This window comes from Pseudomonas sp. Lb2C2 (assembly GCF_052112205.1).
Lineage (GTDB): Bacteria > Pseudomonadota > Gammaproteobacteria > Pseudomonadales > Pseudomonadaceae > Aquipseudomonas > Aquipseudomonas kilonensis.
Genome location: NZ_JAUTYW010000004.1, coordinates 226478 through 240799, shown reverse-complemented (window position 1 = coordinate 240799; position 14322 = coordinate 226478). Strand labels below are relative to the sequence as shown.

Here is a 14322-nt window from a genome sequence, read left to right as displayed (position 1 = left end):
CTCCAATGCGCTCGCCCGGATGGGCGAGCACCGTTGTGTCGCCAGGATAACTACTTGGTCACCAGCTCGACCGGAGTTTCGATAACGCCGTTGGTGCCGCTGTCGACTTTTTCGCCCTTGAGCATCTTCAAGGCCGTCTCGATGCCGAACACGGCCTGCTTGGCGGCGAACTGGTCGGCCGTCGCCAGGACACGACCATCCTTGAGCATCGGCTTGATGGCATTGATGTTGTCGTAGCCGACTACCTGCACCTTGCCCGCCTTGCCCGCCGCGCGCACGGCCGATACAGCGCCGACCGCCATGCTGTCGTTACCGGCCAGCAGTGCCTTGATGTTCGGGTATTCGCTGAGCATCGACGCGGCAACCTGGTTGCCCTTGTTGATTTCCCAGTCGCCCGATTGCAGGGAGACGACCTTGACCTGCGCCGCTTCCATCGCATCCTTGAAGCCTGCGGTGCGTGCCTGGGCATTGGTGGTGGTGGACACGCCTTCGATGATGCCGACTTCGTCACCGGCCTTGAGTTGCTTGGCCAGGTACTCGCCCACCAGGCGCGCACCCTTGCGGTTGTCCGGGCCTACGAACGGCACGGTGATGTTCTTGCTCTTGACCACGGCCGGATCGAGCTGGTTATCGATATTGATCACGGTGATGCCAGCGTCGACGGCTTTCTTGATGACCGGCACCATGGCCTTGGAATCCGCTGGTGCGATGATCAGGGCATCGACCTTGGATACGATCATCTGCTCGACGATGCGGATCTGGTTGGCGGTGTCGGTTTCATCCTTGATCCCGTTGGAGATCAGGTCGAAATCGGCGGAGTGTTCCTTCTGATACGCCTTGGCGCCGTCTTCCATGGTCAGGAAGAACTCGTTGGCCAGGGATTTCATGACCAGGGCGACCTTGGGTTTTTCTGCGGTCTGGGCGAATGCCGAGGAGATAGGCAGCACAGCGGATGCGGCCGCGAGCATGGCAACAGCGAGAAGGCGTCCAGCGAATGGCAACTTCATGGGTTCACTCCGATCTTATGATTATTGTGAGCAAATCAATGCACGGAACGCCGCGCAAACGTTTGCGTGAAGTGAACTATGGTAAGGCTTCGGGGATTTGTCAACGTTGCGGTTTCATCCGCAACGTCGCCGTTCAGACCGTCGTATTGACCACCGTACCTGAACTGGCGCCCTTTGCCAGCTCCGTGACCAAGTGGCCGGTGACCTCCAGCAACGCGCCACTGGTGTCGGCGATCTGTCCCTGGAGCGCCATGACCGCCGAGGTCTTGGCTTCCGGCGTCGGATAGTCCCGCGACTGCGCAGCGGCCAGTTGTTGTTGCTGCTCGCGCATCTGCTGCTGAAGCTCTTGCATCCGCTTGAGCAATACCTGGACGGCAATGCTCTGGGTGCTGCCGCTCTCTTGCGCCTGATCGGTCGCTTCAGCGCCCGTACCCGTACGGACCTTGCCGGGTGTTGGTGTTTCGCCCAGGGTCCCATTGGCGGCCTCGGTACCCGCCTCGCTCAAGGCCTTCAGGGTCGCTGCGGACTGACCGCCGATGGTCACGGCCGCCGCATTGGGAAAGCCGACAGAAAACGACATATCAAAACTCCATGGAGGGGATTCCTATGCAGGGCATCGCCCGCCGAGCCCATTTCTTTAGCGTTCGCGCAAATCCGTCACAGGCCAGGGCGGTTGAGCCACCCGTTTATTCCAGACAATAAAAAATTCCTTTCTCCTACACCAAAACGAAAAAAGCGCTGTCAGACGATTTTCTTGAATTTTAAGTAGTTGCGTAAACGCCTACGGTTAAATACTGTATGCACGTACAGCTTGATAAGGATAACCCTGTGGCCACGCCCTCCGCTGCAACTACCCCCTTAGATTCCTATACGCGACTCGGCCTGCGGGTCTCGAAAATCATCAACGCCCCCACTGCGCAAAAAGCCAAGGCAGCCCTGATTTTCCGCCTTCCCGACGAGCCGGTGGATGAGTGGGAGCGCCTCCTGGAAGAAATCGACGAGAACGATAACGTGACCCTCGCCTATCGCGACGATGGTGGTGTGCAGGTTTTCTGGGTTGTGCCGAAGGAAGATTGAGCCTGATGAGTGTTCGCTGTTTAGCTTTATTGCTTGTGTTTATCGCCATGGGCGCACAGGCCGGTGCACCGCGCACCTTCAACGAAGCCAAGAAAGTCGCCTGGAAACTCTACGCACCGCAATCCACCGAGTTCTACTGTGGCTGCAAATACACCGGCAATCGCGTGAACCTGGCCGCCTGCGGTTATGTACCGCGCAAGAATGCCAGCCGTGCCGCCCGTATTGAATGGGAACATATTGTCCCGGCGTGGCAGATCGGCCATCAGCGTCAATGCTGGCAACAAGGCGGTCGCAAGAACTGCACCCGCCATGATCCGGTCTATCAACGGGCCGAGGCCGACCTGCACAACCTGGTGCCGAGCATCGGGGAAGTGAATGGTGATCGGAGCAATTTCAGTTTCGGCTGGCTGCCGGAACAAAAGGGCCAATACGGCTCATGCCTGACCCAAGTGGATTTCAAGGCCAAGAAGGTCATGCCCCGCCCTTCTATCCGGGGAATGATCGCCCGGACCTATTTCTACATGAGCAAGCAATATGGCCTGCGCCTCTCGAAACAGGACCGGCGCTTGTATGAAGCCTGGGACAAGACCTACCCGGTCGAAAGCTGGGAACGTCAGCGCAACCAGAGCGTGGCGTGCGTCATGGGCCGCGGGAACGAGTTCGTGGGGCCGGTAAATTTGAAGGCCTGCGGCTGACCTCGCATTTATGAAACTGTGGGAGCGAGCTTGCTCGCGATAGGGGCATGTCAGTCAACATCAACATTGGCTGATCCACCGCTATCGCGAGCAAGCTCGCTCCCACAGGTTTTGTGGCTTGACTGACTTGTTTGTGCTGCCCGATTACTGGGCCGTCGGGTAATCCACCACCAACGTCTCGATGTTACGTTTTTTCGCCCGGACCAGGGCAGCCGTCACCTGTTCCTGCTTGGCTTCGGCCTCGGCCTTGGAACTGAAAGGACCGACCAGGACGCGCACCTTGCCGTTTTCCCGCACCACGTTCGACATGAAGCTGTGTTCGATGAGCCAACCGGTCAGGTCGCTGACTGCTTGCGGCGTCTCGCCGCGAACCTCGACGGCCCACTGCGGGGCGGCAGCGGCGGCCGGTGCGGAGGTCGCTACGGGTTTGGGTTTCGATGCTTCGACGTCACGCCCTTCACCGCATCCTGCCAGCACCAATACCGCGATAACCCAAGCCAATTTGCGCACAACGTTTCCCCCGGAAGACATGAGGCACGGATTTTAGCACCCGTGACCGTCAAGATCGCCGCAAACAATGCTCAAAACACGAGAATCCTGCCCGGCGTCTCTGTATAGTCGCACCCTGGGAATTAATGCAGCATCTGCACGTCAGAAAGAGGCACCCACATTGTGACACTTAGCACTAATCTATAAGCAGTACCGACATCTGCACTGTCTGAATCAGGTGCCCTATAAAGCAATCAAGGAGAACACCATGCTGATACTCACCCGCAAAGTCGGTGAAAGCATAAACATTGGTGACGACATCACGATCACCATTCTGGGCGTAAGCGGCCAACAGGTCCGGATCGGCATCAACGCCCCGAAAAACGTTGCGGTGCATCGCGAAGAGATTTACCAGCGTATTCAGGCGGGCCTCACTGCCCCCGATAAGCCGCAAACTCCCTGAGCCTTGCTGCAGTCCGTAGCCAGCCCGTTTGCATCGCCGCAATGGCTGGCTAAAGATTCCGGTCGACCGTACCTCACCCTGCCCCCGCTTTTTTCGTCCAGCCCGTTGAACCGATACTAATGACATGGCGCTTAGCATGGCTGTCAGACGTTTCGTTTTAATGATGACGAAGCAGGCGTTCGCGGTCGGTCAAACCAGGCTCACGCCGCGCGCCATGCCCGTGGCGGCGATCACCATCAAGATCAGCAGCAAGGCTTCGATGTGGCTGATCCGTGCAAACCGGCCGGCTTTCGAAGGATCGATCGCAGCCCCTTTGCCAAGCGCCATCCGCCATTTGATCAGGGCGATCATTGGCGCGACCTCAAGCAACAGGATCAGCAGGAGCAAGGTCATCTTCAGGTGAAACAGCGGTTGGTGCAGGTAATAGTCCGTGCCTTTTTCGTACCCACCGAACGCACGCATCCCACCGGTCACCAACAGCACCAGCGCCGACAGGCCCCACACGTTGTCAGCGATCAAGACACCCCGAACCGCGTCCACACCGCCCGCCAGGCGTCGCAGCGCCGTGCCGCGCGCCAGCACCGCCCAGAACCCGAGGGCGAACGCCAGCAGATGAATTGCCGCAAGCGACCAATGAGCCAACATGGAAGAACCCTGTCAGAGAGAACGTCGAATCGACCTGACAGTACTAGCTCATAAAACAATGATTGCCAGGCTGGCCACAAAAAAATGTGGGAGCGAGCTTGCTCGCGATGGCGGTGTATCAGTCGACAACAATGTTGCCTGACATTCCGCTATCGCGAGCAAGCTCGCTCCCACAGGGGTACGGCGAGCTTTAGAAGAGCTTAGTCCGCCAGACGCCAGGTCGTGCCGCCCTTCCCATCTTCCAGCACCACACCCATGGCGGTGAGCTGGTCGCGGATGCGGTCGGATTCAGCCCAATCCTTGTTGGCGCGCGCAGTCAGGCGCGCCTGGATCAACGCCTCGACTTCGGCGGCGTCCACGCGGCCTTCGGCACCGGCCTGCAGGAAGTCATCAGCTTCGAGCTGCAACACACCCAGTACGCTGGCCAGTTCTTTCAGGCGGGCCGCCAGACCGGCCGCCGCATTGAGATCGCTCTCACGCAGGCGGTTGATCTCACGCACCATTTCGAACAGCACCGCACACGCTTCCGGCGTGCCGAAGTCGTCGTTCATCACTTCGGTGAAACGCGCCACGAACGCTTCGCCACCGGCGGCAGGCACGCTCGGCAGGCCCTTCAACGCGTGATAGAAACGCTCCAGGGCACCCTTGGCATCCTTGAGGTTGTCTTCCGAGTAGTTGATGGCGCTGCGGTAGTGGCTCGACACCAGCAGGTAACGCACGACTTCCGGGTGGTACTTGTCGAGCACGTCGCGGATGGTGAAGAAGTTGTTCAAGGACTTGGACATCTTCTCGCCATTGATCCGGATCATGCCGCAATGCATCCACGCGTTGGCGTAGGTCTTGCCGGTGGCCGCTTCGCTCTGGGCGATTTCGTTTTCGTGGTGCGGGAACTCCAGGTCGCTGCCGCCGCCATGAATGTCGAAGGTCTCGCCCAGGCAGCAGGTGGACATCACCGAGCATTCGATGTGCCAACCCGGACGCCCGGCGCCCCACGGCGACTCCCAGCTCGGCTCACCCGGCTTGGCGGCTTTCCACAGCACGAAATCCAGCGGGTCCTGTTTCGACTCGTCGACTTCGATACGCGCGCCGATGCGCAGGTCTTCGATCTTCTTGCGCGACAGCTTGCCGTAGCCCATGAACTTGGCAACGCGGTAGTACACGTCGCCATTGCCCGGTGCGTAGGCGTAGCCCTTGTCGATCAAGGTCTGGATCATGCTCAGCATGCCAGGGATGTGGTCCGTGGCACGGGGCTCCAGGTCCGGCTTGAGGATATTGAGGCGCGCCTCATCCTCGTGCATGGCCTTGATCATGCGCTCGGTCAGCGCATCGTAAGGCTCGCCGTTTTCACGGGCACGGTTGATGATCTTGTCTTCGATGTCGGTGATGTTGCGCACGTAGGTCAGGTCATAACCGCTGAACCGCAGCCAGCGGGTCACCAGGTCGAAGGCGACCATGCTGCGACCATGGCCAATGTGGCAGTAGTCGTACACGGTCATCCCGCAGACGTACATGCGGACCTTGTTGCCATCCAGCGGCTTGAAGACTTCTTTGCTCTTGGTGAGCGTGTTGTAGATCGTAAGCACAGGGTTTCCCTTAAGACTTGATCACTGACCCCAGGAATCGCGCAAGGTCACGGTACGGTTGAATACCGGAGCACCGGGTTTCGAGTCCTTGATATCCGCGCAGAAGTAACCTTCGCGCTCGAACTGGAAACGGTCTTCCGGCTGTGCGTTGCCCAACGAAGGCTCGGCACGACAACCAGTGAGTACTTGCAGGGAGTCAGGGTTGATGTTGTCCAGGAAGCTGGCGCTGTCTTCGGCCTTTTCCGGGTTCGGCGAACGGAACAGGCGATCGTACAGGCGCACTTCGCACTCGACGCTGGCGGCGGCCGGCACCCAGTGGATCACGCCCTTGACCTTGCGACCTTCCGGGTTCTTGCCCAGGGTGTCGGGATCGTACGAGCAACGCAGTTCGACGATGTTGCCGTCGGCGTCCTTGATGGCCTCGTCGGCGCGGATCACGTAGCTGCCACGCAGGCGCACTTCACCGGCAGGTTCCAGGCGCTTGTAGCCTTTGGGCGGCTCTTCCATGAAGTCGTCACGGTCGATGTAGATTTCCCGGGCGAACGGCAGGACGCGCACGCCCATGTCTTCTTTCGGGTGGCGCGGCAGCTCGAGGTTCTCGACCTGGCCTTCCGGGTAATTGGTGATCACGACTTTCAGCGGACGCAGCACGCACATGGCGCGCGGGGCGCTGTGGTCGAGGTCGTCACGGATGCTGAATTCCAGCATGCCGAAGTCCACCACGCCGTCGGAACGGTTGGTGCCGACCATTTCGCAGAAATTGCGGATCGACTTGGGCGTGTAGCCGCGACGACGGAAGCCCGACAGCGTCGACATGCGCGGGTCGTCCCAGCCGTTGACGTGTTTCTCGTCCACCAGTTGCTTGAGCTTGCGCTTGCTGGTGATGGTGTAGTTCAGGTTCAGGCGGCTGAATTCGTACTGGCGCGGGGTGGCCGGCACCGGCAGGTGCTCGAGGAACCACTCGTACAACGGACGATGGCTTTCGAACTCCAGGGTGCAGATCGAATGTGTGATGCCTTCGATGGCGTCCGACTGGCCGTGGGTGAAGTCATAGTTGGGGTAGATGCACCATTTGTCGCCGGTCTGGTGGTGATGGGCGTGACGGATGCGGTACATGATCGGGTCGCGCAGGTTCATGTTCGGCGAAGCCATGTCGATCTTGGCACGCAGCACCCGTGCGCCGTCCGGGAACTCACCGGCGCGCATGCGGGCGAACAGGTCCAGGTTCTCTTCCACGCTGCGGTCACGGTACGGGCTGTTCTTGCCCGGCTCGGTCAGGCTGCCACGGTATTCCTTGGCCTGCTCGGGGGTCAGGTCGCACACGTAGGCGTTGCCGGCCTTGATCAGTTCCACGGCCCAGTCGTGCAACTGGTCGAAATATTGCGAGGCGTAGCGCACCTCACCGGACCATTGGAAACCCAGCCACTTGACGTCGCTTTCGATCGCGTCGATGTATTCCTGGTCTTCCTTGGCCGGGTTGGTGTCGTCGAAACGCAGGTGCGTGACGCCGCCGAACTCCTGGGCCAGGCCGAAGTTCACGCAGATCGACTTGGCATGGCCGATGTGCAGGTAGCCGTTGGGTTCTGGTGGGAAGCGAGTGACGATCTGTGTGTGCTTACCCGAGTCCAGGTCCGCCTGGATGATCGGGCGCAGGAAGTTGACCGGCACGGCCGGGCCGGTCTTGGAATTCGAGGTAGGGTCGACAGTGGGCTTGCTCATAGGATCCTTGAACAGACAAGTGCGCGGCCGGGTGCGGCCTGATAAATCAAAGCCCGTATCATAGCCGATGCTGTCAAGCACCTGACAGGCCAGGCCGGCAAACGATTGAATTTAATCGACGGCCAGATGAAAAACAGCCTCGAAATTCGTGCCCGGCACGCTAAACTGCCCAGCCTGGCCGATTACAGCCAGACCGGTTGCGGGCAGTGAAGCCCCGAAACCCACGAATTCCTTGAAAGAGTACCGATCATGAGCAAAGTCAAACTGACCACCAACCACGGTGACATCGTTCTGCAACTGAATGCCGAGAAGGCGCCGCTGACCGTGGCCAACTTCATCGAGTACGTCAACGCCGGCCACTACGAAAACACCGTGTTCCACCGCGTCATCGGCAACTTCATGATCCAGGGCGGCGGTTTCGAGCCAGGCATGAAGGAAAAGAAAGACAAGCGCCCAAGCATCCAGAACGAAGCCGACAACGGCCTGCCGAACAAAAAGTACAGCGTTGCCATGGCCCGTACCATGGAGCCGCATTCGGCCTCCGCGCAGTTCTTCATCAACGTGGCGGACAACAGCTTCCTGAACCACAGCGCCAAGACCGTACAGGGTTGGGGCTATGCAGTGTTCGGTGAAGTGATCGAAGGCACCGACGTGGTCGACAAGATCAAAGGCGTCGCCACCACGTCCAAGGCCGGCCACCAGGACGTCCCGGCAGAAGACGTGATCATCGAGAAAGCCGAGATCGTTGAGTGATATTGCTGATTTCAGACTTGCATCTGGAAGAGGAGCGCCCGGACATCACCCGGGCGTTTCTGGATTTACTCGCCACACGCGCCCGCTCGGCGCAAGCGTTGTACATTCTGGGCGACTTTTTCGAAGCCTGGATCGGCGACGATGCCATGACGCCGTTCCAGCGTTCCATCTGCCAGGCCCTGCGCGAATTGAGCGACAGCGGCACGGCCATCTTCCTGATGCACGGCAATCGCGACTTCATGCTGGGGCAGGCCTTTTGCAAAGCGGCCGGCTGCACCCTGCTCAAGGACCCGAGTGTCGTGCAGTTCAACGGCGAGCCGGTGCTGCTGATGCACGGCGACAGCCTCTGCACCCGCGACGAAGGCTACATGAAGCTGCGGCGCTGGCTGCGCAATCCCGTGACGCTGTTCATCCTGCGGCACCTGCCGCTGGGCAGCCGCCAGAAACTGGCGCGCAAACTGCGCAGCGAAAGCCGCACGCAGACACGCATGAAAGCCAATGACATCGTCGACGTCACGCCCGAAGAGATCCCGCGGATCATGCAGCAATACGGCGTGAAGACCTTGATCCACGGCCACACCCATCGTCCTGCCATCCACAAGTTGCAACTGGGCGAACACGCCGCCCGGCGCATTGTGCTGGGGGATTGGGACAAGCAAGGCTGGGCGTTGCAGGTGGACGAACAGGGCTTTGCGTTGGCGCCGTTTGGGTTTGGTAATGCGCAGTTGGCGTTGCCAAGCACCTAAAGCCTACACAGATCCTGTGGGAGCCTGTGGGAGCAAAGCTTGCTCGCGATGAACGATGACACGGTCTTGCAGTTGAACCATGTCGCCTGTATCGCGGGCAAGCCTTGCTCCCACAGGTACGCTCCCGCAGGGTTTTGTGTGTGGATCAGTGCCCCGCCGATGCAGGCCCAGCCTTCGCCGCAAACGGCGGCTTCGCCAGCCACACCAGCACGATCAACCCCATGAATGCCCACCCCAGCAGCGTGAAGTAATCCACGGTGGAGAGCATGTACGCCTGGCTGTTGAGGATCTGGTCGAGCTGGGCATAGGCCGGGGCACTCGCGCCGCCGAGCTGGTTGAGTGCCTCGCGGGTGGCCGGCTCGAAGGTGCTGATGCTTTCACTCAAGTAGGCGTGATGTTGGTCGGCCCGGCGGATCCAGATCCAGGTGGTCAGGGACGCGGCAAAGCTGCCGCCCAGGGTCCGCAGGAACGTCGCCAGCCCCGCGCCGTCGGCAATCTGGTGCGGCGGCAGGTCCGACATCAGGATGCTCAGGGTCGGCATGAAGAACAGCGCCACGCCGATGCCCATGAACAACTGCACCAGCGCAATGTGCTGGAAATCCACCTCGTTGGTGAACCCGGCGCGCATGAAGCAGCTCAGGCCGATGGCCAGGAACGCCAGCCCGGCCAACACGCGCAGGTCGAACCGGTGGGCGTACTTGCCGACGAAAGGCGACATCAGCACCGGCAGGATACCGATGGGCGCCACCGCCAGCCCGGCCCAGGTGGCGGTGTAGCCCATCTGTGTCTGCAACCACTGCGGCAGGATCAGGTTGATGCCGAAGAACCCGGCGTAGCCCCCCACCAGCACAATGGTGCCGATGCGAAAGTTGCGATAGGCGAACAGCCGAAGATTGACCACCGGATGACGGTCGGTCATTTCCCAGATCACGAACACCGCCAGGGCAATGATCGAAATCAGCGCACCGATGATGATGAAGTTCGATTCGAACCAGTCCAGGTCGTTGCCTTTGTCGAGGATCACCTGGAGCGCGCCGACCCCGATGATCAGCGTGATCAGCCCCACGTAGTCCATTGGTTGATGGCTGGTGACCACCGGCCGCGCCTTGAGCTGCTGTTTCACCACGAGCGTCGCGAAGAGGCCGATGGGCACGTTAATGAAGAAAATCCACGGCCAGCTGTAGCTGTCGGTGATCCAGCCACCGAGGATCGGCCCGGCAATCGGCGCCACCACCGTGACCATCGCCAGCAACGCCAGGGCCATGCCGCGCCTGGCCGGCGGGTACACGGCTATCAGCAAGGTCTGGGTCATCGGGTACAACGGCCCGGCCACCAGCCCCTGGAGCACGCGAAAGCCAATCAGCTCCGGCATCGAGGTGGAAATACCACACAAGAACGAAGCAAGCACGAACAGCATCGTCGCCCACAAAAACAGCTTCACCTCGCCAAACCGCCGGCTCAGCCAGCCGGTGAGCGGCAGGGCGATGGCGTTGCTCACCGCGAACGAGGTGATCACCCAAGTGCCCTGCTCCGAGCTGACGCCCAGGTTGCCGGAAATGGTCGGCAAGGCGACGTTGGCAATGGTGGTGTCGAGCACTTGCATGAACGTCGCCAGCGACAGCCCGATGGTGCTGAGCAACAGGCTGGGCGGCGTGAAAGACGCGTTATTGCTCATTGCGAAAATCCTATGAAGCGAAGATGGCGAAATCCCTTAGGACAAGACCCAAACCCTGTGGGAGCAAGATCCTTAAACCCTGTGGGAGCAAGGCTGTGTGGGAGCAAAGCTTGCTCGCGAAACAGGCGATGCGGTCTTTCAGAAATCAAGGTGACTGTTTCGCGGGCAAGCCTTGCTCCCACAGGGTCTTGCTCCCACACAGCCTTGCTCCCACAGATTTCAGAGGCTGGCCTGCAATTGCGATCAGCGCTGCGCGGTCTTGCTGGCCACCGCGCTGTTGTCATGGATCAGGCGGGCGATCATCGCGTCGGCATCGGCCAACTGCCGGTCGTAGACCTGGGTGCTGAACGACGCTTTCTGCGGTGGCTGTTGGGCCAGTACCGGGCCGCTCTGGTCGTGCAGGTCGACGTTGACCAGGGTCGACAGGCCAACCCGCAGCGGATGCTTGGCCAGCTCCTGGGCATTGATGTGGATGCGCACCGGCACTCGCTGGACGATCTTGATCCAGTTACCGGTGGCGTTCTGCGCCGGTAGCAAGGCAAACGCGCTGCCGGTCCCGGCGCCAAGGCTGTCGATGGTGCCGCTGTACTTCACATCGCTGCCGTACAGGTCGGCTTCGATGTCCACCGGCTGGCCGATGCGCATGTCGCGCAGTTGGGTTTCCTTGAAGTTGGCGTCGATCCACAGCTGATCCAGCGGGATCACCGCCATCAACGCCGTACCCGGCTGCACCCGTTGGCCCAGTTGCACGGTGCGCTTGGCGACATAACCGGTAACCGGTGCGATCAAGGTACTGCGGGCGTTGGCCAGGAAGGCCTGGCGCAACTGCGCGGCGGCGGACTGCACGTCGGGATGGGACGACACCACGGTATCGTCCACCAAGGCGCTGGTGGTCTTGAGCTGTTGCCGGGCATTGGCCAAGGCGTTCTGCGCCGAGGTCAGGTCATCCCGGGCGTGAGACAGTTCCTCCTTGGAAATCGCCCCGCCGGCCGCCAGGTTCTTGCGTCGGCTGTAGTTTTCCTGGGCCTTCTGCACTTCGGCCTCTTGCGCATTGACCTGCGCCCGCATGCCATCGACATTGCTGTACAAACCACGCACCTGGCGCACGGTCCGGGCCAGGTTGGCCTGGGCACTTTGCAGCCCGACTTCGGCGTCGTTCGGGTCGAACTGCACCAGCACCTGGCCTTCACGCACCAGGTCGCCGTCGTCGGCCCCGATGCTCACCACGGTGCCGGTGACCAGCGGCGTGATTTCCACCACGTTGCCGTTCACATAGGCATCGTCGGTGCTTTCGCTCCAGCGACCATACAGTTCGTGCCAGGCCCAGACGCCCAGGCCCGAAAGAATGACCAGCAGCGTCAGTGTCAGCAGCATGACCTTGCGCTTGCGTGGGTGGCTGTCTTGCGCATGTTCGGATTGAGTCGTTTCGGCAGTCGCCATGACAAGTACCTCGAATCAGTTATTTGGCGTGGTAGAGGCCGGGGTGGCCGCCGCCAGGGTCTGGGCCTCGAAACCACCGCCCAGGGCCTGCATCAGTTGGATCGACAAATCGATCTGCTCGGCATTCAGGTTCGCCAGTTGGCGCTGGGCCTGGAGCAATTGCTGCTCGATGCTCAGCACGTCCAGGTAATTTCCGATGCCCGAGCCGTAGCGCTGGACCACCGTGTCGTAGGAGCTCTGTGCGATATCGGTGGCATGTTGCTGGGCGCCGATCTGGCGAGCGATGTCACGCAATTGGTTAATGGTGTCGCTGACATCGCCAAGGGCCGTGACCAGGCTCTTGTTGTACTGCGCCACCGCCAGGTCGTAATCGGCGTCCCGGGCATCCAGGTCCGCCCGCAAGCGGCCGCCGTCGAAGATCGGCAGCGACACCGTTGGCCCCACATTGAAGAAGCGACTGGCCGAACCGAACATCGCATCGCCCAGCAACGAGCGGGTTCCGGCGGCTGCGCTCAAGTTGAGATTGGGGTAGAAGTTGGTCTTGCCGGCCTCGATGTCCTTGCTCGCCGCCTCGACCCGCCAACGTGCCGCGACCAGGTCCGGACGCCGCCCCAGCAACTCGGCCGGCAGGTTCGATGGCAAGGCGACCGCGCTGGCTTGCAGCACGTTGGGCCGGGCGATTTCACTGCCGCGATCCGGGCCTTTGCCCAGCAGCACCGCCAGGGCGATCTTGGCGCTTTGCAGGCGTTTCTCCGCGTCGATCAGGGTTGCATCGGCGCTGGCTTCCAGGCTTTCGGTCTGCTGGAACTGATATTCGCTGTCGATCCCGGCAGTGAGACGGCGTTTGCCCAGGTCGAGCATCTGCCGGGTGCGCTTGAGGTCCTCGGCGGCCAGGTCATAAATAATGTGGGCCTGGCCCAGGTCGCTATAGGCCCGGGCCACGTCGGCGGCCAGGGTCAGTTGCGCGGCCTGGCGATCGATCTCGGCGGCGCGGGCCTGGCCCAGGGCGGCTTCCCAGGCGGCACGCTGGCCACCCCAGAGGTCGAAGTTGTAATTGAAGTCCACACCTAACGTGCGCAGGGTGCTGTACGCCCCGCCCTGCCCTTGCGGGTCCTGGTCACGGGACAAGCGCGAACGACTGGCGCCGCCACTGGCATCCAGGGTCGGCAGGCGCGCCGCGTTGGCGGCGTAGGCGGCGGCACTGGCCTGATGCACCCGGGCACTGGCGATCTGCATGTCCGGGCTATCGCGCAGGGCTTCACGGATCAGGCCGTCGAGTTGTGGGTCGCCGAGGCTTTTCCACCAATCGCTTTTTGGCCACGCGGCCGGCGACAGCGTGACACCGTTCAGGGATTGCCCGGCCTTGAGGCTCTGGGCCTCGAGGCTGACGCCTTCGGTCTTCAGGCCGCTGTAGCTGGCACAGCCCGCCAGGCTCATCGCCAAGACCACCAGGCTTAATCGGGTACGCAAGGTTTTACGCTTCATTTGTCCCCCAATCGCAGCACAGTGATGGGGTCACCGGCGGCGAGCAGCATTTTCTTGAGGATCTGTTCGAGGGTTTGCAGCTCCTCGCGGCTGATGGCGCTGGCCAACTGGTTCATGGCGTCGGCGCCGATAACGGGCAAGCGATCCGCCAGGGCCTGGCCGGCTTCGGTCAGCACCAGCAGCACTTGCCGACGGTCATCCACCGAGCGCTGGCGGGCGAGGAAACCTTTCTGCTCCAGGCGATCGAGCATCCGCGTCATCGAGCCGCTGTCCAGGGACAGGTACCGGCACAGCTCGGCGGGCGTGTCGATGCCGTGCTGGGCCATGATGATCAACACCTTGAACTGCGCGGCGGTGATGCCGACCGGTTCCATGTGGGTGTCGATGATCCGGTCCTTGAGCAGCGCGGCGCGGCCGAGCAGCATGCCGAGATGGCAATTGTGAAAATCGTCTGGGGTGAAATGCTTCATCTGACCACCGTTTGCTGCCTAGGCAGTGAATGTGTGTCGAGATATTACTGCTTAGGCAGCAAATGTCAAACAAAT

The 14322-nt window shown here is 61.0% G+C and carries 15 protein-coding genes; 5 read left to right on the top strand and 10 right to left on the bottom strand.

Features of this window, described 5'->3' with window-relative positions:
• Window positions 1-50: 50 nt before the first annotated feature.
• Window positions 51-1007, bottom strand: coding sequence for a sugar ABC transporter substrate-binding protein (locus Q7F16_RS13095; protein WP_409556234.1), 957 nt, complete (start codon window positions 1005-1007; stop codon window positions 51-53).
• 133 nt (window positions 1008-1140) lie between these two features.
• The gene (locus Q7F16_RS13090; protein ID WP_014337540.1) at window positions 1141-1587 is read right to left on the bottom strand and encodes a hypothetical protein; all 447 of its coding nucleotides are present in this window, start codon (window positions 1585-1587) and stop codon (window positions 1141-1143) included.
• Window positions 1588-1805: 218 nt separating this feature from the next.
• Between Q7F16_RS13090 and Q7F16_RS13085 the strand changes: the two genes are divergently transcribed.
• Window positions 1806-2084: a DUF1654 domain-containing protein gene (locus tag Q7F16_RS13085; protein ID WP_409556233.1), complete on the top strand. Its 279-nt coding sequence runs from the start codon at window positions 1806-1808 to the stop codon at window positions 2082-2084.
• A 5-nt stretch (window positions 2085-2089) separates the two neighbouring features.
• A complete protein-coding gene (locus tag Q7F16_RS13080; RefSeq protein WP_014337538.1) occupies window positions 2090-2779 on the top strand; it encodes an endonuclease in 690 nt (229 codons plus the stop codon).
• 144 nt (window positions 2780-2923) lie between these two features.
• On the opposite strand, the gene Q7F16_RS13075 is transcribed toward Q7F16_RS13080, so the two are convergent.
• Entirely contained in the window at window positions 2924-3289 is a 366-nt protein-coding gene (locus Q7F16_RS13075) for an SPOR domain-containing protein (protein WP_014337537.1), read from the bottom strand.
• A 247-nt stretch (window positions 3290-3536) separates the two neighbouring features.
• Between Q7F16_RS13075 and csrA the strand changes: the two genes are divergently transcribed.
• Window positions 3537-3731: a carbon storage regulator CsrA gene (gene csrA / locus Q7F16_RS13070; protein WP_003179932.1), complete on the top strand. Its 195-nt coding sequence runs from the start codon at window positions 3537-3539 to the stop codon at window positions 3729-3731.
• 189 nt (window positions 3732-3920) lie between these two features.
• Here the strand turns inward: csrA and Q7F16_RS13065 are convergent, their stop codons facing one another.
• The 3 genes from Q7F16_RS13065 to Q7F16_RS13055 all read right to left on the bottom strand — a co-directional run bounded on the left by Q7F16_RS13065 (window position 3921) and on the right by Q7F16_RS13055 (window position 7678).
• Window positions 3921-4376: a DUF2214 family protein gene (locus Q7F16_RS13065; RefSeq protein WP_079304577.1), complete on the bottom strand. Its 456-nt coding sequence runs from the start codon at window positions 4374-4376 to the stop codon at window positions 3921-3923.
• Between the two features lie 200 nt (window positions 4377-4576).
• The gene (cysS, locus tag Q7F16_RS13060) at window positions 4577-5959 is read right to left on the bottom strand and encodes a cysteine--tRNA ligase (RefSeq protein WP_079304579.1); all 1383 of its coding nucleotides are present in this window, start codon (window positions 5957-5959) and stop codon (window positions 4577-4579) included.
• 21 nt (window positions 5960-5980) lie between these two features.
• Window positions 5981-7678: a glutamine--tRNA ligase/YqeY domain fusion protein gene (locus tag Q7F16_RS13055; protein WP_079304581.1), complete on the bottom strand. Its 1698-nt coding sequence runs from the start codon at window positions 7676-7678 to the stop codon at window positions 5981-5983.
• A 249-nt stretch (window positions 7679-7927) separates the two neighbouring features.
• Here Q7F16_RS13055 and Q7F16_RS13050 point away from each other — a divergent pair, with 249 nt between their 5' ends.
• Both Q7F16_RS13050 and Q7F16_RS13045 read left to right on the top strand, forming a co-directional pair.
• Window positions 7928-8431, top strand: a complete 504-nt coding sequence (locus Q7F16_RS13050; RefSeq protein WP_014337533.1) for a peptidylprolyl isomerase — start codon at window positions 7928-7930, stop codon at window positions 8429-8431.
• Window positions 8428-9177: a UDP-2,3-diacylglucosamine diphosphatase gene (locus Q7F16_RS13045; RefSeq protein WP_079304583.1), complete on the top strand. Its 750-nt coding sequence runs from the start codon at window positions 8428-8430 to the stop codon at window positions 9175-9177. Before Q7F16_RS13050 ends, Q7F16_RS13045 begins: the two co-directional genes overlap by 4 nt.
• A 145-nt stretch (window positions 9178-9322) precedes the next feature.
• Here the strand turns inward: Q7F16_RS13045 and Q7F16_RS13040 are convergent, their stop codons facing one another.
• The 4 genes from Q7F16_RS13040 to Q7F16_RS13025 all read right to left on the bottom strand — a co-directional run bounded on the left by Q7F16_RS13040 (window position 9323) and on the right by Q7F16_RS13025 (window position 14247).
• The gene (locus Q7F16_RS13040; protein ID WP_046064598.1) at window positions 9323-10852 is read right to left on the bottom strand and encodes a DHA2 family efflux MFS transporter permease subunit; all 1530 of its coding nucleotides are present in this window, start codon (window positions 10850-10852) and stop codon (window positions 9323-9325) included.
• 243 nt (window positions 10853-11095) lie between these two features.
• A complete protein-coding gene (locus tag Q7F16_RS13035) occupies window positions 11096-12292 on the bottom strand; it encodes an HlyD family secretion protein (RefSeq protein WP_095962804.1) in 1197 nt (398 codons plus the stop codon).
• A 15-nt stretch (window positions 12293-12307) separates the two neighbouring features.
• Window positions 12308-13777, bottom strand: coding sequence for an efflux transporter outer membrane subunit (locus Q7F16_RS13030; protein WP_046064596.1), 1470 nt, complete (start codon window positions 13775-13777; stop codon window positions 12308-12310).
• Window positions 13774-14247 (bottom strand): MarR family winged helix-turn-helix transcriptional regulator, encoded by a 474-nt coding sequence (locus Q7F16_RS13025; RefSeq protein WP_046064595.1) that lies wholly within the window; start codon window positions 14245-14247, stop codon window positions 13774-13776. Before Q7F16_RS13025 ends, Q7F16_RS13030 begins: the two co-directional genes overlap by 4 nt.
• Window positions 14248-14322 lie beyond the last annotated feature (75 nt).